This window comes from Acinetobacter sp. BEC1-S18-ESBL-01 (assembly GCF_014169935.1).
Classification (GTDB): domain Bacteria; phylum Pseudomonadota; class Gammaproteobacteria; order Pseudomonadales; family Moraxellaceae; genus Acinetobacter; species Acinetobacter pittii.
Genome location: NZ_AP022302.1, coordinates 1,366,961 through 1,384,623 on the forward strand (window position 1 = coordinate 1,366,961; position 17,663 = coordinate 1,384,623).

A 17,663-nucleotide genomic window follows, 5' to 3' on the forward strand; every position below is an offset into this window, starting at 1 on the left:
AAACTTTGTTTTATTTTGCAACTTGTAAAAAAAGTAAGATAGAGAAAGAACAGTTTTCATTTTTATAAAAATATGGTGGTGTTATGTAACTAAAAAATAAAACTTTTTATTTAATGGATTGTTTGTTGGCGTGTTTTTAAGAAAATATAAATTCGAGGGAATTTTTAAAAATATGAATAAATATGAAGATACTAAATGTAAAAAATAATTACGATCAACGTGCACTATGCAAAAAGATACAGTTTTTAAAATGAAACTGTATCTCTTAAAAGGAGAGGCTTTAACTTTAAAAGTTATCTTTAAGTGCACGTAAATGAGCAAAGTCTTCAGCACTTTCTGCACGAAGAAAAGGATTGGTGGCTAATTCGAGTTCAATCGTACTCGGAAGGGTGATTGATCCTTGTTTACGTAGCTCACGAACTTCTTCAGCTCGTTCAGATAAGGCGTGGTTATGCGGCTCTACCGTTAAGGCAAATTCGGCATTTGAAAGCGTGTATTCATGCGTACAATAAACTTTGGTTTGTGTTGGTAGCGCTGCTAAACGACTAAGTGAGTGATACATTTGTTCAGCCGTACCTTCAAATAATCGTCCACATCCCATTGCAAACAAAGTGTCACCGCAGAATACAGCTTCTAACTCTTCAATAAAATACACAATGTGCCCTAAGGTGTGACCTGGGGTCGCGATAATCTCTACTTTTAAATCATTAAATTTTAAATGATCGTCATGTTGTAAGGGGTGAGTAATTCCCGGAATTTTTGAGAGCTCATCACGTGGACCATAGACAGTAATATTTTGGCCAGCCGTTAAATCCGCTACACCACCGATATGGTCTTTATGCCAATGAGTGAGCCAGATTTGTTTTAAAGTGAGTTGATAATTTTGACAAAATTGAGTCACAAGATCAGCTTCTGTTGGATCAACTGCAACAGCCTCTTGGGTTTCAGTATCTTCTAAAATCCAGATATAGTTTTGGAGGGCATTCTGTACATCAATAAAATGAATTCTATAACGCATTGTTTTATCCTAAAACCAAATCCAAAGAATAAGTAATCACTGTTTTCGATAATAACAGAAAATGGTATTAAGCCACTCACTCAACCTTTTTATGAAAACGATGTATATAAAACAAAAAAGCCCCCATTTAGGGAGCTTTTTATATGAGTAATTTAACGGATCTTAGAGAGCCAGTTACCTAGCGTCTGTACAATCTGTACTAAGAGCAATAGAACAATTACTGTTAAAATTACAACGCTTGTATCAAAACGTTGGTAACCATAAGAGATTGCTAAGTCACCAATACCACCTGCGCCCACTGCACCAGCCATTGCTGTTGCACCAATCAAACTGATTGTCGCTGTTGTGAGGTTTAAAATGAGTGAACTGCGTGCTTCTGGCAAAATAAAGCGGTAAATAATTTGCCAAGGTGTAGCACCCATCGCCTGAGCAGATTCAATAATTCCTTCATTTACTTCGAGTAGGGAAGTTTCAATCAAACGTCCCATATATGGACCAACGTAAATTGTTAAAGGGACAATCGCAGCCCATGTACCAATTGAAGTTCCTACCAATAACTTGGTAAGAGGAATCACTGCAATAAGTAAAATAATGAATGGGAGAGAGCGTAACGCATTTACAATTGGGTTGAGTAAATGATAGACGAATCTATTTGGCAAAATACCTTCTGGTCGAGTTACAAGCAAGATAACCCCTTGAATGAAACCCCAAATACCACCAAATAAAAGCGCAAAAAACACCATGTGAAATGTTTCTTGTAGAGCTGTTACAAACTGGTCAATTGAAAGAGAACTGTGCCAGAAAGGTTGAGTAAGTTCAGTTAACCACTGTACGATTAAATCTCTCATACTTGATCTCCTGATTGAACTACACTCACTTCATTTTTCTCTAAAAACTCGATAGCCTGTTTAATCAACTGTGGCTCACCTAGAAGCTGTACAAACATTTGACCAATGACAGTACCGTTAATTTCAGTCATGTTAGCGAATAAGATATTTAAACTAATATCAAATTGTTTAATCAGTGACTGAATTACAGGTTCTTGAGCAGAACGGCCCAAAAACTGTAAACAGTAGATGCTATGGTGATGCTGATTTTCGAGTTGATTTAAAATATTCACAGGCAACTGTTGATGTAACACAGTTTGAATAAAGTTTTTAGTCGTCGGATGTTGAGGATTACTAAAAATATCAATCGTTGAACCTTGTTCAATGACTTTACCAGCTTCCATCACAGCTACATGATCACAAACAGTTTCAATGACATCCATTTCATGGGTCACCATAACGATTGTGATTTTTTGCTCTTGATTGATTTTCTTGAGTAACTCTAAAACAGACTTGGTTGTTTGTGGGTCTAGGGCAGAGGTTGCTTCATCACACAAAAGAATTTTTGGATGATTTGCCAAAGCACGAGCAATACCGACACGTTGCTTTTGGCCGCCAGAAAGTTCATCAGGATAAGCATCTTTTTTATGCTTAAGATCAATGAACTCCAATAACTCATTTAAGCGCTTTTCACGTTCTGCTTTATTGTAATTCAGCAGACGCATTGGCATTTCGATATTTTCAGCAACCGTTTTGGTTTGTAGCAAATTGAAGTGCTGAAAAATCATACCAATATTTGCACGTTCCTGACGTAATGAACGCGCATCCAAAGCAGTGAAGTCCTTTTGATTAATGATAACCTGACCTTCATTTGGTCGTTCAAGTAAGTTAATCAGGCGGATTAAAGTACTTTTACCTGCACCACTATAGCCAATAATACCATAAATACTCCCTTCAGGAATTTCCAAATTAATTTGGTCCAGAGCTCGTATGGTTTGGCCTTTAAGCTGATAGTGCTTTGAAATGTTTTTAAATTGAATCATGTCGTCAAAAACTATGCTAAAAAGAAAAAACAGGCAAAGAGTCTTTGCCTGTTTCGCGTTGCAGCTATTATATTACTATTTAGCTTCCGTGAGGTAGCTGATTGGCTGATTCACGTCAACTTTTGTACCTCCAAAGTGTTGTTCAACGTATTTTTTAACAGCTTCAGTGTGGTATAGCTGACCAACTTTCTGAAGAATTGGGTCATCTTTGCGAGATTCAGCTGTTGCAAGGATGTTTACATTCAGTTTAGTGCTTTGGTCAACAGGCTCATAGTAGATAGAATCTTTAAGTACGTTTAGACCACCTTCTAAAGCTAATGTATTACCTAAAACAATTGCATCAACTTCATCTTTTACGCGTACAGCTGTCGCCATTTGGATTGGTTTGATATCAATTTTTTTACTGTTATCGATAATATCGCTTGGTGTGCCTTTAGCAGGGTCGAAGTCAGCTTTAAGTTTAATTAAGCCAGCACTTTGTAATAACAATAATGCACGAGCTTCATTCGCAGCATCATTAGGAATTGCAATGCTTGCACCTTGTTGGAATTCTTCTACTTTTTTATGTTTACTTGAGTAGATCCCCATTGGCTCAAGATAAGTTGTAGCAACTGGAGCAATTTTATCTTTATTTGATGCATTGAAAGCCACCAAATATGCATAAGATTGGAATGCATTTAAGTCAACTTCTTTATTTGCTACAGCTGTATTCATTGCAACATAATCAGTGAAATTTTTCACCTCAAGCTTAACACCAGCAGCTTTAGTTTCTGGTAAAGTCGAAATATAACGCCAGATATCAGCGTCAGAACCAGTTGAGGCAATAACCACAGTTTGAAGTTGTGATGAATCACCACTCTTTCCAGCTTGTGGTTCACTTTGTTGTTTACCGCAAGCTGCAAGTAATAGTACAGACACGCTTAAAAAAAGACTGATCAGCTTTTTCATGTAAAAAAAGTCCTGATTAAGAGAGATATCAACTATTTAGCTGTCTCTCTAGAAAAGAAAATGAGTTTTGTTGTCACGTCACAAAGTTTTGAATGCTAAAAATTATAACTTTTAGCTCTTTTCTAATTCCTCAGATACTTGTTTTACCGTTTTTGATCTGTACTCAATAAAACTATTTTCACAACAGTTCTATCATAAGTTGACAGTCTTTAAGCGATTTCTAAAAGTATTCAATGTTAAAAATAACTATTATCCCTAACAGAATTAGATGATGAACCTTAATATTTAAAGGCACAATAACTTTGTGGAAAGTTCCAACGCTTTATCTAATCATATCAATAAAAACATATTCAATATAGTGGACATGTTTCGATCTTATTGATTGGACGTGAATAAAAATTGGGGTTTATATAAAATTTTCTGATAAATAAGAACGAAATATAAAAAGCCCTCTGTAATAGAGGGCTTTTTATCAGTTGAGAGTTTTTTACTCAGCTTTTTCTCGTGCAATTGCGCGATAGCCAATGTCACTACGATATTGCATACCAGTAAAGGTCACTTGTCCGCATACTTCAAGTGCATTAATTTGTGCTTCAAGCACGCTGTCGCCTAGCGCAGTTACACAAAGAACTCGACCACCAGAAGTCACGATGTGACCATCTTCACGAGTTGCAGTGCCTGCGTGGAAAATTTTAGTATCTTCAGGTGATTGTCCAATACCTGAAATTACATCACCTTTGCGTACGCTATCAGGATAGCCTTCGGCTGCAAGTACGATACCGATTGACTTACGCTCATCCCATTCAGCTTCTTTTGGTAAATTGCCAGCAATACCAGCTTCTACCAATTCAACAAGAGATGACTTTAAGCGCATCATGATTGGCTGAGTTTCAGGATCACCGAAACGACAGTTGAACTCGATCACACGCGGTTGACCTTGTTCATCAATCATTAAGCCAGCATATAAGAAACCAGTGTAGACATGTCCGTCAGCAGCCATACCTTCAACAGTCGGACGCATGATTTCGGTCATAACACGTTCGAAAATGTCAGAAGTTACCACCGGAGCAGGAGAGTAAGCACCCATACCGCCAGTATTAGGACCTTGGTCACCTTCAAAAATACGCTTGTGATCTTGTGAAGTTGCCATTGGTAAAATGTTTTTACCATCAATCATACAAATGAAAGAAGCTTCTTCACCCGCTAGGAACTGTTCAATTACAACACGTGAACCAGCATCACCGAATTTGTTGCCTGCAAGCATGTCATCAATTGCTGCAAAAGCTTCTTCGTTGGTCATTGCAACGATTACACCTTTACCAGCAGCAAGACCGTCTGCCTTAATTACAATTGGTGCACCATTTTTTTCAACATAAGCTTTAGCTGCATCAACTTCTGTAAATACTTCATAAAAAGCAGTTGGAATGTTATGACGCTTTAAAAAATGTTTAGCAAATGCCTTTGAGCCTTCAAGCTGCGCAGCATATTGAGTTGGTCCCCAAATTTTTAGACCTGCTTCGCGAGCAGCATCTACCACACCATTCACTAAAGGTGCTTCTGGACCAACAATAATAAGTTCAACATTATTTTCTTTAGCAAAAGCGATAATTGCAGGGTTGTCTAAAATATCAAGCTGAACATTAACGCATTTGTCTTCAGTTGCAGTTCCCGCATTTCCCGGTGCAACGAAAACTTGAGTAACTTTGGTATCTTGCGCGATTTTCCATGCCAAAGCATGTTCACGACCACCACTACCTAAAACTAAAATATTCATTTTTAATTTGTTCCTTAACTTTAATCCTTTTCATCCCCCTCTATTCCTCAAGGTGGAGTTTAGCTCCATTATTGTGGAAAACCCTCCTGAATGAAAGGAGGGTTAGGGAGGACTAAATTTAAATTAGTGGCGGAAATGGCGCATACCAGTGAACACCATTGCAATGCCAGCTTCGTCTGCTGCAGCGATTACTTCTTCATCACGCATAGAACCACCTGGTTGAATGATGCATTTAATGCCAGCTTTAGCAGCATTATCAATACCGTCACGGAACGGGAAGAATGCATCAGATGCCATTACAGCACCTTCAACAACCAAACCAGCATGTTCAGCTTTAATGGCAGCAATACGAGCTGAGTTAACGCGACTCATTTGACCTGCACCTACACCAATAGTTTGGCGGTTTTTAGCATAAACAATTGCGTTTGATTTTACATATTTTGCAACTTTCCAAGCAAAGATAAGATCATCAATTTCTTGTTCAGTTGGCGCACGTTTAGTAACTACTTTAAGATCATCTTTAGTGATCATGCCCAAGTCTTGATCTTGAACAAGTAAGCCACCATTTACGCGTTTATAGTCAAGTTGCGGTGCACGTGCATCAATAGCAGGTAACTCGCCACATACTAAAACACGTACATTTTTCTTAGCGCCAGTTACTTCAAGTACGCCATCAGCAATACTTGGAGCAATAATTACTTCAACGAATTGACGCTCTACAATTGCTTGAGCAGTTGCAACATCTAATTCACGGTTGAATGCAATAATACCGCCAAAAGCAGATTCTGGATCAGTTGCATAAGCTAAATCATAAGCAGCTTTAATGCCGTCTAAAGAAACCGCAACACCACAAGGATTAGCATGTTTTACAATTACACAAGCAGGTTTTGCGAATGATTTAACACATTCAAGTGCAGCATCTGTATCTGCAATGTTGTTATAAGACAATTCTTTGCCTTGTAACTGTTTTGCAGTAGAAACTGACGCTTCTTTTGCATTAGCTTCAACATAGAAAGCAGCCGATTGATGTGGGTTTTCACCGTAACGTAAATCTTGTGCTTTGTTCAATTGAGTATTGAATGTACGAGGGAATAAGTCAGCTTCACCTTCGGTCTTACCAACGCGAGCGCCTAAGTAAGAAGCGATCATGCCATCGTATTGAGCTGTATGTTCAAATGCTTTAACTGCTAAATCAAAACGCGTTTCATAAGAAAGTGAACCAGCAGTTTTTAATTCATTAATTACAGTGTCATAATCAGAAGCATTAACTACAATACCTACTGAAGCATGGTTTTTAGCAGCCGCACGAACCATTGTAGGACCACCGATGTCGATATTTTCGATTGCATCAGGAAGAGTACAGTCAGGTTTTGCAACAGTTGCAGCAAATGGATAAAGGTTTACAACAACAAGATCAATCGGATCGATGTTGTGTTCTTCCATAACTGCTTCGTCTAAACCGCGACGAGCAAGAATACCGCCATGAATTTTTGGATGTAATGTCTTAACACGACCATCCATCATTTCAGGGAAGCCAGTATGTTCAGATACTTCTACAACCGCGATATTATTATCTTTAAGCAACTTATATGTGCCGCCTGTAGATAATAGTTCTACCCCTAGAGCTGCAAGGTTTTGAGCAAATTCGACAATTCCTGTCTTATCAGATACAGAAATCAAAGCACGTTTAATAGTCATGATGTTTAATTCAACAATTTCAAGTCTACGGATTAAAACCAATAAGCATAAAAAAATGCCCACGACGTCGTGAGCATTTTATCATTTATTCACTCATTAAACCGTGAGCTTTTAACTTTTTACGTAAAGTGCCACGGTTGAGTCCAAGAATTTCTGCAGCACGCGTTTGATTACCACGTGTATATTCAAGAACTACAGATAAAAGAGGTTTCTCCATTTCTGCTAGCACCATGTCATATACCTGAGATGGTTGCTCACCTTGCAATTGTGCAAAATAATGGCGAACTGCGCGATCCACGTGGATGCGAAGAGCAACATCAGATTGTGCAGTAAAAATAGGAGATTTGCTATTCATGCGAGTTAATCCGAAAATCAAATACTAGCTTGGGTAAAGTAGTATATAAATGTGGTCTAAAAATACGGAGTCCTGTTTTAGATCCTAAAACAGTGACTCTAAAACATAAGAACAATTAGCTTGCCATATTTCTTCGTATTGAATAAAAAATAAGCGTAACAATAATTAAATATTTGTTACAGCCCCCTCAAAAACAAAAAAAGTTAGGCTATGCGCTTAAAGTAGAAAAGCACACATGCTTAACAGTATTTTTTTTGGATTGAGAGCGAGGAGTATATGAGTCAAAGCTTTCGTGGCGCGTATCATACCATTGTCTAGGAAAAAGTGAGCAAATTAACTGCATTTTTTTTTATTTTTTTTTCACTTTTTTTACATTTTAGGGGTGGACAATTTCTAATCGATAATTTACTAGCCTTTTTTTGCTTTTGTTTAGCTCAAATTGGAATCGGAAAGGAGTGTTTGATGGAATGCGTTGAATACCCCGTAGGTTTTCAACTAGATATTGTTGAGGAGTTAATATGATTTCCTCTGTTTTGTCTGGTTCTGTTGCAAAAATCAACTTTAGGTTAGGAAGCTCAATACTTTTATCATTCTGGTTGAGCAATATGCCTGAGAACTGGGTATGGTTCGCATCGATCTTGCGGACTTTTAACTTTTCTATATAGATAAGTTGATAAAGTTCTGCTGACTTGTTGCAGTGTAGTATTTGGCAAACGTAATTAAATGCATGGCTAACGGTTGGGCTTGCATGCATGAGCTTAGGGTTAAACCAGAGAATTTGAAAAGTAAAAACTAAAATTAAAATAAGGTTGGCAGAGCTCCAGAGCGTATAGTAAAGCCAACTATGCTTTTTATTGTTTTCTTGTTCTTGTGGGGATGCTTGCTCAGCTAAATTAAGGTTTGGTAGAGCATTAATAGGTTCGTTGTGAAAGTAATTTAAGTTGTTGAGGTAAGTTAAAAGATCAATATTAGAGTTTTCTACTTTTTGGTCAAAGATATCTAATACGTGAGAATGCGTCATATATCTTGTCTGCATTGAACCATTGGCTAGAGTCGTTGAGTTGACCATAACTGGCTGTTCAATATTGATTAGATGGGTTAGGGCATTAAAGCTTGAATTACATTTAGGGCAACAAACCATACCCTGAGCGACAGTCAATTGAGTAAGAGATACTTTATAAACTGTTAAACACTTAGGGCAGCGGGTTTGTTTTTCATTCATGAGTTAAAAATCTCAATTTATTGTTTTACGTTTTCCTGAAATGCGACACCAGTTTTCTTCGCGCTTTTCGACATCTAATATATCAAAAAATTCAGAATAAACACGTGAAACATCAGCAACTTGCTCTTCAATCACACCAGCAAGTGCGAACTCGCCCTCAGATTTGATTAAATTTGCAAATTCAGGCGCAAGCATCATTAAAGGTCCTGCTAAAATATTTGCAACTAAAACATCGGCTTGTTTAGGTTTGAATTCTTGATCAAACTCTTCAGGAAGACCTACATATAGTCGATCTAATACACCATTAAGCTCTGCATTTTGTTTCGTTGCTAAAACAGCTTGCGGGTCAATATCTGTGGCATATACTTTTTTAGCGCCTAGTAACAAAGCGGCTACGCCTAAAATGCCTGAACCACAGCCATAATCAATCACGATTTTATCTTTAACGTCAGTTTTACCCAGCCATTGTAAGCATAGGAAAGTACTTGCGTGATTACCTGTACCAAATGCAAGACCCGGGTCTAACTTAATGTTAGTTGCATCCGCTTCTGGTGGCTCTAGCCATTCAGGCACGATCCAGAACTTTTCCCCAATCTGAATTGGCTCATAGTAATCCATCCATGCGCGTTCCCACACTTGATCTTCAAGTTCTTCATGACGCATAGGAACATCTGGAAGTTGAGCTTTTAAGAAAGCTTCTAAAGTGTCGACATCAATTGGGTCTTGTTCGTCTTGTTGATAGATGCCTGTCACAATAACTTTGTTCCATAAAGGTGTTTCACCCGGTAATGGTTCAAGTAAAGCCTGATCTTCAGCATCATCCAGCGTTACGCTTACCGCACCTAGAGACATTAAAAGTGTTTCTGTGAACTCAACTTGTTCTTGATCAACGGTAATGTGTATTTGTAACCACTTCACGAAAAGGACCTAAAAATTTTATTTAAAGGCGTATTGTAGCGGACTAGACCATTTTAAAAAAGAAAGCGGCCCATCTTTAATGGACCGTCTTTGAAAATACTGATGAGATATAGCGGAAAATAAATGACTTCTTCTATACCTATGTCAAAACAGATTAAGGAGCAGGGGCCTTAAATTGTAACTTGCCATTTTCGTTTGGTTGGCAAGTACCGTTAAAGGTTACACCGTTGTGATTGTATGAAACCCATTCACCTTGCTGTTTTTTTGCACAGACTCGAATTTGTTTTTGCATTTCAGCTTTGCTCGTGTCAGCAGCATGGGTAAAAGTTACGCCTGAAAAACAAATTAGAGATGCAGTTAAGATTTTTAACATGGTCGTTTTCATTTTGTATTCCTTCTCGTTGCGTTAATTTTAAAGTCATAGAAGTGCTGTACATTTTTTATTCTAAGATGAATTAATTTTAAAAACATTCACTTTGTATTGAATTCATGAAACAAAATGTCAAATCATGTGGCATAGCGTAAATTATGTGAAGACAATTTTGTAATTATGTACATTAATAAGCAGATAATTTTGCTATAATGTTCCGTCTTTTTTTTCTGGTGTTTTTGTACTCATGCACTATCCTAAAGTTTATGATGTTATCGTTATCGGTGGCGGTCACGCAGGTACGGAAGCGGCCCTTGCTGCTGCGCGTATGGGACGACAGACTTTGCTTTTGACCCATAACATTGAGACTTTGGGCCAAATGAGTTGTAACCCAGCAATTGGTGGTATTGGTAAGTCTCACCTAGTCCGTGAAATTGATGCACTTGGCGGTGCAATGGCTCTTGCTGCCGATAAAGGTGGTATTCAGTTCCGTATTTTAAATTCGCGTAAAGGTGCAGCTGTGCGTGCGACACGTGCCCAAGCTGACCGTGTTCGTTACAAAGCTGCCATTCGTGATACTTTGGAGAATCAAGTAAATCTTGATATTTTTCAGCAAGCAGCTGATGACCTGATTGTTGAAGGCGATACTGTTAAAGGTGTTGTTACCCAAATGGGTATTCGCTTTGATGCTAAAACTGTTGTGTTGACTACAGGTACATTCTTGGGTGGTGTCATCCACGTTGGTTTAGAAAAATCAAGCGGTGGTCGTGCGGGAGATCCTCCTTCTATTGCACTTGCTCAACGTTTACGTGAATTAAAATTACCAGTGGGACGTTTAAAAACCGGTACTCCACCACGTATTGATGCACGTTCAGTTGATTTTTCAGTCATGATTCCGCAGCCGGGTGATTTCCCATCTCCAGTGATGTCATTCATGGGTGATGCTTCTATGCACCCTGAACAAGTAAACTGTTATATCACGCATACGAATGAAAAAACCCACGATATTATTCGTGGTGGTTTAGACCGTTCACCAATGTACACTGGTGTTATTGAAGGTGTAGGTCCGCGTTACTGTCCATCAATCGAAGATAAGATTCACCGTTTCGCTGATAAAGACTCACATCAAGTATTCTTGGAACCAGAAGGTCTAGATACACACGAGCTTTATCCAAACGGTATTTCGACCTCTTTACCGTTTGATGTTCAGTTCGAGCTTGTACGTTCAATTCGTGGTATGGAAAATGCTCATATCTTACGTCCGGGCTATGCAATTGAATATGATTATTTCAATCCGCAAGCTTTGAAATTTACACTTGAAACTAAAGCGATTAATGGCTTGTACTTTGCTGGTCAAATTAATGGTACAACAGGTTATGAAGAAGCTGGTGCCCAAGGTTTACTTGCAGGTTTAAATGCTGCGCGTCGTGCGTGGGAGCAAGAAGAATGGACGCCTAAACGTGACCAAGCTTATATGGGTGTGTTGGTTGATGACCTCATCACGTTAGGTACTAAAGAACCGTACCGTATGTTTACCTCACGTGCTGAATATCGTTTGATGTTGCGTGAAGATAATGCGGATCAGCGCTTAACTTCTATTGGTCGTGAACTTGGTTTGGTTGATGATGTTCGTTGGGCTGCTTATTGCGAGAAAATGGAAGCGGTTGAGCGTGAAACCTCTCGTTTACAACATTTATGGGCAGCACCAAATAACCCTATGGGTAAAAAATTCGTTGAAATGACGGGTGCTGATTTGAGTAAGGAATGTAGTGCGATTGATTTGCTCAAGCGCCCTAATATCACCTTCGGTCAAATTGCTGAACTTACTGGTTCTGAAGTTTCAGAACAAGTGGGGGAGCAAATTGAAATTGCTGTGAAATATGAAGGTTACATTAACCGTCAGCATGAAGATGTTGCTCAATTAAAGCGTCTTGAAGAAACCAAAATTCCTGCCGATTTTGACTATGATGTCGTGTCTGGATTGTCACGTGAAATCACGCAGAAGTTAAAAACAGTTCTTCCAGAAACTTTAGCTCAAGCAAGTCGTATTCCTGGTGTTACACCAGCTGCTGTTCAGCTTGTGATGATCACAATTCGTAAGAATAATATGATTAAGAAAACAGCTTAATCATTTAAAATGTACAAAAGGCCCAGTTAAGACTGGGCTTTTTTATTTTCTGTTCAAAAAATATATGGAAACTTCCTAAGGAAGAAAAGAGATTTCGCTTCCTTTTTTTCTTATTTCACATATTTAAAGCCGCCAGTTATATTAAATTCACGTTCAAACAAGAGGGCTTTAATCATGACAATGAAATCAATTCGCTACAATGGATATGAAATGGCATGCCAATGCTCATGTTCAAAATAGCGCAAAAGAAAGAGCAGATCAGTTTTGGTGGGGGAGAACACATTGATCTGAAAACAAGTAAAAATACAAGAACAATATAAAATTAAGAAAATTATAATTCAAAATCTAAAGAGAACCTTATGGTTCTCTTTTTTATATCTATTTATTCTCAGTTTCAATTTCTCGCACAGCATTATGTACTTGTACTGGTTCAATATGCAGTAATTTCTTACCAAAACTACGTAGCCACCATACTAGTTGAGATGTAAAAGGTACAGTCGCTGAAACTTCTACAATATTTTCTTCAAGCGGAGTAATCGTTTGGTCTTTACTTAACTGACTTTCATAAAAGGTTTTCGCAGTTTGCTCTGTCATGGTTAAGGTGAGCTGAATTGATTCAGTTGGTTGGTTATAGTCCACTCTAAAGCCTAAAGCCCCTGAATCAATATAATGATCAATATCAAAATTAACTGGATGCAGTGCTCGACTGTCTAATACTTTTGCTGATTTAAAACGGTGCAGAGCAAATGTTTGTACTTCAGTTTTGTCATGTCGTGTGCAAATTAAATAAATGACTGCACCTTTTTGTACCAAAGCCAAAGGATTTAAAACATAAGTTCTGTCTTCACCATGATTGACTCGTGCCCGATAAACACATTCTATTTGCTTGTCTTGGAGCAAGCCTTCATAAATTGCTTGTTGAGCATTTCGGTCAACTACAGGTGGAATTAACGGTTGGCTTGCTGGAACAATACGTACACGGTTAATCCACTGTCTCACATTATTTTGTGTAGAAAGGCTACGTTTGGCCAAATCGAACCATGGTCCCATCTCATCAAGCAGGCTCGGAGGAAGGAGGTGTTTAAGGTGTTCCTCAACCATCATAAAGGTTACCGCTTGAGAACTTGTCATGTGAGGTAAGCTTTGAATAGGTGCATCTGATTGCCACCGCCAGCCTTGAGGTACGGCTTTATTGCTCTCTATCGGAAAACGCTGAGCAATTTGATTTAAATCACGCTGAATTGTCCTTAAACTGATTTCAATACCTTCACGCTCAAGCATTTCTTGCAATTCTCGAGTCCCGATCCATTTGCCGGTCGGTAGGCGAGACAAGATCTGCCATTGGCGATATAAACTATTCGAAGTTTCTTTTTCTATTACAGACATAAGCGTAATACATCTATATCCAATTGCTTTGGTGTCAACACAATAAAAAATCTTTACAGATTTAGCAAGTTTGTCAGATTCAGTTTATAGCCCATTGGGTAAACGATGATAAGATTTAGAAGAAAGTTATAACAATGATGCCGTACAAGTATTACAGATATATAAGTGGCACTGAAATTGCTTATTTAAAAATGAAATATAGATAAATGATAAGACGAGGTGGTTATGTCAGAACAAGAGCATGAATTACATCTAGATAATGATTTTTTTATACAAGAGCAGACAACAACAGCACTCATTAACCCAACCTCTTTTTTAGAACATATTTCTGTGCAAACCAATTTCTTTGAGCAACTCAAATCACAGTTCTTTAATGAGATGCTTGATGATGTAACATCAAATGGTGCAGCTTCTAAAAAAATTGAACAATGGTTGAGCATCCGTACTTTAGATGAGTTAAAGGAGTTAAATACCCAAGCAAAACAGCATTTTCTTTATCATGGGATTACTTTTAATGTTTATGGCGATAAAGAAGGAACGGAGCGCACTATTCCTTTTGATTTAATTCCAAGAGTAATCGAGAAAAAACAATGGGAAAAAATTGCCTCAGGCTGTGCACAGCGTGTTAAAGCATTAAATTATTTCCTAGATGATATTTATCATGGACAAGATATTTTAAAAGAACAAATCATTCCCGAAGAACAAATTATGGGAAATGATGCTTTCCAGCCCCATATGCTTAAACATTCTTTAAAAGGAAAAATTTATTCACAAATTAGTGGGATCGATATTATCCGTGATGGTGAAGGGGAGTTTTTTGTATTAGAAGATAATTTGAGAACACCTTCTGGGGTGTCTTATATGATTGAGAGCCGAAATATTAGCCAGAAATTAATGCCTGAGCTATGTACAGCCAATAATTTACAGGGGATTGAGCATTATCCAAAACTTTTAAAAGAAATATTGCAAGAAAATTCTTCTGCAGATCAACCCTTTATTGTGGTGCTAACACCAGGGCGTTTTAACAGTGCTTATTATGAGCACGCTTTTCTAGCGCGTGAAATGGATGTGCCATTAGTTACAAATCGGGATTTATTTGTAGAAAATGATCAAGTATTTGTCAAAACTATTCGTGGGCGTCAAAAAGTAGACGTAATTTACCGCCGTTTAGATGATGACTTTCTAGATCCTTTAGCATTTCGACCAGACAGTGCTTTAGGTGTAGCAGGTCTTATGTCTGCTTATTTACAAAAAAATGTTGTGATTGCAAATGCACCTGGAACAGGCGTGGCTGATGATAAATCTATCTATCCTTATGTAGATCAAATGATTCAATATTATTTGGATGAAACACCAATTCTAAAAAATGTACCCACTTATCAGTGCCGTAAAGAAGAACACTTAGACTATGTACTCTCTAATCTTGATCAATTAGTCGTTAAGGAAGCACAAGGTTCGGGCGGATATGGCATGTTGATTGGACCTAAAGCAAGCTCATGCGAAATTGATGAGTTTAGAAAAAAATTGATTGCGATGCCTCATATGTATATTGCGCAGCCTACCTTAGCTTTATCTGTCGCTCCAACTTTAACTACGGGAGGAGTAGCGGAACGTCATATTGATTTGCGTCCATTTGTATTGAGCTCACCTTATCGTACAGAGATTGTGCCTGGTGGCTTAACACGTGTGGCCATGCAGGCGGGTTCTTTAGTTGTAAATTCGTCTCAAGGTGGCGGTATAAAAGATACATGGGTTGTTGAAACATTACATTCCTGATTGTGGGTTAAAGAGGAACTTTATGGTTTTACTCAATTCGAGTGCGCATCAAATATATTGGTTGGGTCGATATTTGATGCGAGTTAAATTTGCAGCCTCTCATTTACCCTTTACAGAAGATGAGAAAGCAACAAGATTTGCAGCAGCATTTGGTTTGGTCATAGAAAATGCTGAATTACTAAATCACTATATGTTAGACAAGAAGCAAACATTTTCATTACTGAACCAGCTCATTATTGCTAAAGATAATATTCAGGAACTAAGAGGTATTTTGTCATCACATGCTTATGCAGAATTAAATAATGTGATTAATACGCTTCAAGCTCAACCTGATGCATTGAGTAAAGCAGTCGAACAATGCACGCAAATACTAGAAGTGGAACATGAAGACGTTCGTTTATTTTTGCATTTAGGCCAAAAAATAGAGCAATTTGATATAGAACTGCGTTTTGGAGAAGATTTATCTGTTCTCATATCAGAGCTAGATATAGTGGTGCAACAGCTCGCTAATTTGAATTGGGAAAATATAAATGAAAATTGGCAAGCGCTAAAGCAGCAACTTATGTGGGACGCTTACTATACTTTTACACAGCAGTTGGAAAATATGTTTGAGGGCTGATTATGAAATTGATGGTTAATCATCAAACGCATTATAGCTATACTGAAACTGCTCGGAACAGCATTCAGTATATTAAAATGATGCCTCAAACATCGCCTCACCAACATGTTATGAATTGGGCAATTAGCGTGCCGGGTGATAAAACAATAAAGAGAGATATATTTAACAATGTATGGATGACGGCTAGTCAGCGTTATCCATACCAACATCTTACATTTATGGCCCAAGGAATTGTTGAGCTTCAAAATATAGAACTAGGTTGTGTAGATCTCTCTACACCTACTAATTTGTTTTTGCAGATGACAGGTGCAACCCGATGTGATACGGAAATGTTGGACTTTGCAAAAAATATTGTGGTGAATAAAGACCGACAACATATTGCATTATTAAGCGAAAATATCTTACAGAAAATACTTTATCAGCCTGAAAGTACTTCGGTTCAGACAACTGCGATCGAAGCATTTCAAGCTGGACAAGGTGTATGCCAAGATCATGCTCACATTTTAATTGCGATGTGTCGTGCGCTACAATTACCTGCACGTTATGTCTCTGGTTATCTATTTGATCAAAACTATCCGCACCTGGCCAGTCACGCTTGGGCGGAGGTATTTTTAGAAAATCAGTGGTATTGTTTTGATGTAAGCAATCAGTTGTTTACACCCAAACATCATATCTACCTTGCAGTAGGACGTGACTATCTCGATGTGGCACCTATTCGTGGCGTAAGAGAGCAAGGTGGAGTTGAGAACATGATGTCTGTGGTTCAAGTGTTGGCATGTTGAATGTAAAGAGAATGAAATGACCTATTGTTGTGCGTTAAGATTGGAACAAGGTTTAGTGTTTATTAGTGACACAAGAACCAATGCAGGAGTTGACCATATTTCTGTGTTCCGAAAACTGCATACTTTCGGCGTTACCGGAGAACGTTTTATTGCCTTGCAAACTGCAGGTAACTTAGCAACAACGCAAGCTGTTATAGGTCATTTGCAAAATGCCCTGACTTTGCAGCAAGAGCCTAATCTATATAGTGTTAATACGATGTTTGAGGCGGCTGAACTAATTGGCAAAACCTTAAAAACTGTTTTAGAGGATATTAGTTCGGACACCCAAGAACAAATGAATTATGCCTGTAGTATTTTGGTGGGTGGGCAGATTAAGGGTGGTGACATGCAACTTTATAATGTCTATCCACAAGGCAATTTCATTTGCGCAACTACAGATACACCTTATTTTCAAATAGGTGAAAGTAAATATGGAAAGCCTATTCTGGATCGAGCTTTATATTATGCAATGCCACTAGACGACGCATTACGTTGTAGCCTGATTTCTTTTGATTCGACTTTGCGTTCAAATGTTTCGGTTGGCTTACCACTTGATGCATTGGTATACATTAAAGATAGCTTTGTTATCCCCATGGGAAAACGAATAACCGAAGATGATCCTTATTTCTCACAGATTAGTAAACAATGGTCAGATACTCTTCGTCGGGGATTACAGGAAATGCCAAAGCCTACAGATGATTACTGGCGATAAATTTTGAATGTTTAAATAAAAAAATCCAAGCATGCTTGGATTTTTTTA

Annotated in this window: 16 protein-coding genes; 5 read left to right on the top strand and 11 right to left on the bottom strand. The window is 38.0% G+C overall.

Features of this window, described 5'->3' with window-relative positions:
* Positions 1-286: 286 nt before the first annotated feature.
* The 10 genes from gloB to H7R46_RS06420 all read right to left on the bottom strand — a co-directional run bounded on the left by gloB (position 287) and on the right by H7R46_RS06420 (position 10,188).
* Positions 287-1,018, bottom strand: a complete 732-nt coding sequence (gloB, locus tag H7R46_RS06375; RefSeq protein ID WP_005068466.1) for a hydroxyacylglutathione hydrolase — start codon at positions 1,016-1,018, stop codon at positions 287-289.
* 152 nt (positions 1,019-1,170) lie between these two features.
* Positions 1,171-1,866 carry a methionine ABC transporter permease gene (locus H7R46_RS06380; protein ID WP_002119707.1) on the bottom strand — a complete coding sequence of 232 codons (696 nt, stop codon included), beginning with the start codon at positions 1,864-1,866 and terminating at the stop codon, positions 1,171-1,173.
* Positions 1,863-2,888, bottom strand: coding sequence for a methionine ABC transporter ATP-binding protein (locus tag H7R46_RS06385; RefSeq protein ID WP_005068470.1), 1,026 nt, complete (start codon positions 2,886-2,888; stop codon positions 1,863-1,865). Before H7R46_RS06385 ends, H7R46_RS06380 begins: the two co-directional genes overlap by 4 nt.
* Before the next feature lie 75 nt (positions 2,889-2,963).
* Positions 2,964-3,836 (bottom strand): MetQ/NlpA family ABC transporter substrate-binding protein, encoded by an 873-nt coding sequence (locus H7R46_RS06390; RefSeq protein WP_002119639.1) that lies wholly within the window; start codon positions 3,834-3,836, stop codon positions 2,964-2,966.
* 487 nt (positions 3,837-4,323) lie between these two features.
* Positions 4,324-5,610 (bottom strand): phosphoribosylamine--glycine ligase, encoded by a 1,287-nt coding sequence (purD, locus tag H7R46_RS06395; RefSeq protein WP_002119643.1) that lies wholly within the window; start codon positions 5,608-5,610, stop codon positions 4,324-4,326.
* A gap of 123 nt (positions 5,611-5,733) precedes the next feature.
* Positions 5,734-7,308 carry a bifunctional phosphoribosylaminoimidazolecarboxamide formyltransferase/IMP cyclohydrolase gene (gene purH / locus H7R46_RS06400; RefSeq protein WP_025465553.1) on the bottom strand — a complete coding sequence of 525 codons (1,575 nt, stop codon included), beginning with the start codon at positions 7,306-7,308 and terminating at the stop codon, positions 5,734-5,736.
* 85 nt (positions 7,309-7,393) lie between these two features.
* Positions 7,394-7,663, bottom strand: coding sequence for a DNA-binding transcriptional regulator Fis (gene fis, locus H7R46_RS06405; protein WP_001086304.1), 270 nt, complete (start codon positions 7,661-7,663; stop codon positions 7,394-7,396).
* Between the two features lie 376 nt (positions 7,664-8,039).
* Positions 8,040-8,885, bottom strand: coding sequence for a zinc-ribbon and DUF3426 domain-containing protein (locus tag H7R46_RS06410; protein WP_002119660.1), 846 nt, complete (start codon positions 8,883-8,885; stop codon positions 8,040-8,042).
* Positions 8,886-8,897: 12 nt separating this feature from the next.
* A complete protein-coding gene (prmA, locus tag H7R46_RS06415) occupies positions 8,898-9,803 on the bottom strand; it encodes a 50S ribosomal protein L11 methyltransferase (RefSeq protein WP_002119634.1) in 906 nt (301 codons plus the stop codon).
* 154 nt (positions 9,804-9,957) lie between these two features.
* Entirely contained in the window at positions 9,958-10,188 is a 231-nt protein-coding gene (locus H7R46_RS06420; RefSeq protein WP_002119672.1) for a hypothetical protein, read from the bottom strand.
* Positions 10,189-10,420: 232 nt separating this feature from the next.
* On the opposite strand from H7R46_RS06420, the gene mnmG reads away from it, so the two are divergent.
* Positions 10,421-12,301 carry a tRNA uridine-5-carboxymethylaminomethyl(34) synthesis enzyme MnmG gene (gene mnmG / locus H7R46_RS06425; RefSeq protein ID WP_005068479.1) on the top strand — a complete coding sequence of 627 codons (1,881 nt, stop codon included), beginning with the start codon at positions 10,421-10,423 and terminating at the stop codon, positions 12,299-12,301.
* A gap of 378 nt (positions 12,302-12,679) precedes the next feature.
* Here mnmG and H7R46_RS19285 read toward each other — a convergent pair whose 3' ends face one another.
* A complete protein-coding gene (locus tag H7R46_RS19285) occupies positions 12,680-13,687 on the bottom strand; it encodes a helix-turn-helix transcriptional regulator (RefSeq protein WP_005068485.1) in 1,008 nt (335 codons plus the stop codon).
* Between the two features lie 225 nt (positions 13,688-13,912).
* Here H7R46_RS19285 and H7R46_RS06435 point away from each other — a divergent pair, with 225 nt between their 5' ends.
* From H7R46_RS06435 to H7R46_RS06450, 4 genes are read left to right on the top strand one after another with little or no spacing between them, the layout of a single operon-like run.
* Complete coding sequence (locus H7R46_RS06435) at positions 13,913-15,463, top strand: circularly permuted type 2 ATP-grasp protein (RefSeq protein WP_032012647.1); 1,551 nt, start codon at positions 13,913-13,915, stop codon at positions 15,461-15,463.
* Positions 15,464-15,485: 22 nt separating this feature from the next.
* Positions 15,486-16,082, top strand: coding sequence for an alpha-E domain-containing protein (locus tag H7R46_RS06440; protein WP_002119585.1), 597 nt, complete (start codon positions 15,486-15,488; stop codon positions 16,080-16,082).
* 2 nt (positions 16,083-16,084) lie between these two features.
* Positions 16,085-16,864: a transglutaminase family protein gene (locus H7R46_RS06445; RefSeq protein ID WP_002119692.1), complete on the top strand. Its 780-nt coding sequence runs from the start codon at positions 16,085-16,087 to the stop codon at positions 16,862-16,864.
* A 16-nt stretch (positions 16,865-16,880) separates the two neighbouring features.
* A complete protein-coding gene (locus H7R46_RS06450) occupies positions 16,881-17,615 on the top strand; it encodes a proteasome-type protease (RefSeq protein ID WP_002119721.1) in 735 nt (244 codons plus the stop codon).
* Positions 17,616-17,663: the final 48 nt, after the last annotated feature.

What these genes read in the sequence shown, in the direction of transcription:
- gloB (WP_005068466.1), bottom strand. Translation starts at nt 1,018, where the DNA reads ATGCGTTATAGAATTCATTTTATTGATGTACAGAATGCCCTCCAAAAC.
- H7R46_RS06380 (WP_002119707.1), bottom strand. Translation starts at nt 1,866, where the DNA reads ATGAGAGATTTAATCGTACAGTGGTTAACTGAACTTACTCAACCTTTC.
- H7R46_RS06385 (WP_005068470.1), bottom strand. Translation starts at nt 2,888, where the DNA reads ATGATTCAATTTAAAAACATTTCAAAGCACTATCAGCTTAAAGGCCAA.
- H7R46_RS06390 (WP_002119639.1), bottom strand. Translation starts at nt 3,836, where the DNA reads ATGAAAAAGCTGATCAGTCTTTTTTTAAGCGTGTCTGTACTATTACTT.
- purD (WP_002119643.1), bottom strand. Translation starts at nt 5,610, where the DNA reads ATGAATATTTTAGTTTTAGGTAGTGGTGGTCGTGAACATGCTTTGGCA.
- purH (WP_025465553.1), bottom strand. Translation starts at nt 7,308, where the DNA reads ATGACTATTAAACGTGCTTTGATTTCTGTATCTGATAAGACAGGAATT.
- fis (WP_001086304.1), bottom strand. Translation starts at nt 7,663, where the DNA reads ATGAATAGCAAATCTCCTATTTTTACTGCACAATCTGATGTTGCTCTT.
- H7R46_RS06410 (WP_002119660.1), bottom strand. Translation starts at nt 8,885, where the DNA reads ATGAATGAAAAACAAACCCGCTGCCCTAAGTGTTTAACAGTTTATAAA.
- H7R46_RS06420 (WP_002119672.1), bottom strand. Translation starts at nt 10,188, where the DNA reads ATGAAAACGACCATGTTAAAAATCTTAACTGCATCTCTAATTTGTTTT.
- mnmG (WP_005068479.1), top strand. Translation starts at nt 10,421, where the DNA reads ATGCACTATCCTAAAGTTTATGATGTTATCGTTATCGGTGGCGGTCAC.
- H7R46_RS19285 (WP_005068485.1), bottom strand. Translation starts at nt 13,687, where the DNA reads ATGTCTGTAATAGAAAAAGAAACTTCGAATAGTTTATATCGCCAATGG.
- H7R46_RS06435 (WP_032012647.1), top strand. Translation starts at nt 13,913, where the DNA reads ATGTCAGAACAAGAGCATGAATTACATCTAGATAATGATTTTTTTATA.
- H7R46_RS06440 (WP_002119585.1), top strand. Translation starts at nt 15,486, where the DNA reads ATGGTTTTACTCAATTCGAGTGCGCATCAAATATATTGGTTGGGTCGA.
- H7R46_RS06445 (WP_002119692.1), top strand. Translation starts at nt 16,085, where the DNA reads ATGAAATTGATGGTTAATCATCAAACGCATTATAGCTATACTGAAACT.
- H7R46_RS06450 (WP_002119721.1), top strand. Translation starts at nt 16,881, where the DNA reads ATGACCTATTGTTGTGCGTTAAGATTGGAACAAGGTTTAGTGTTTATT.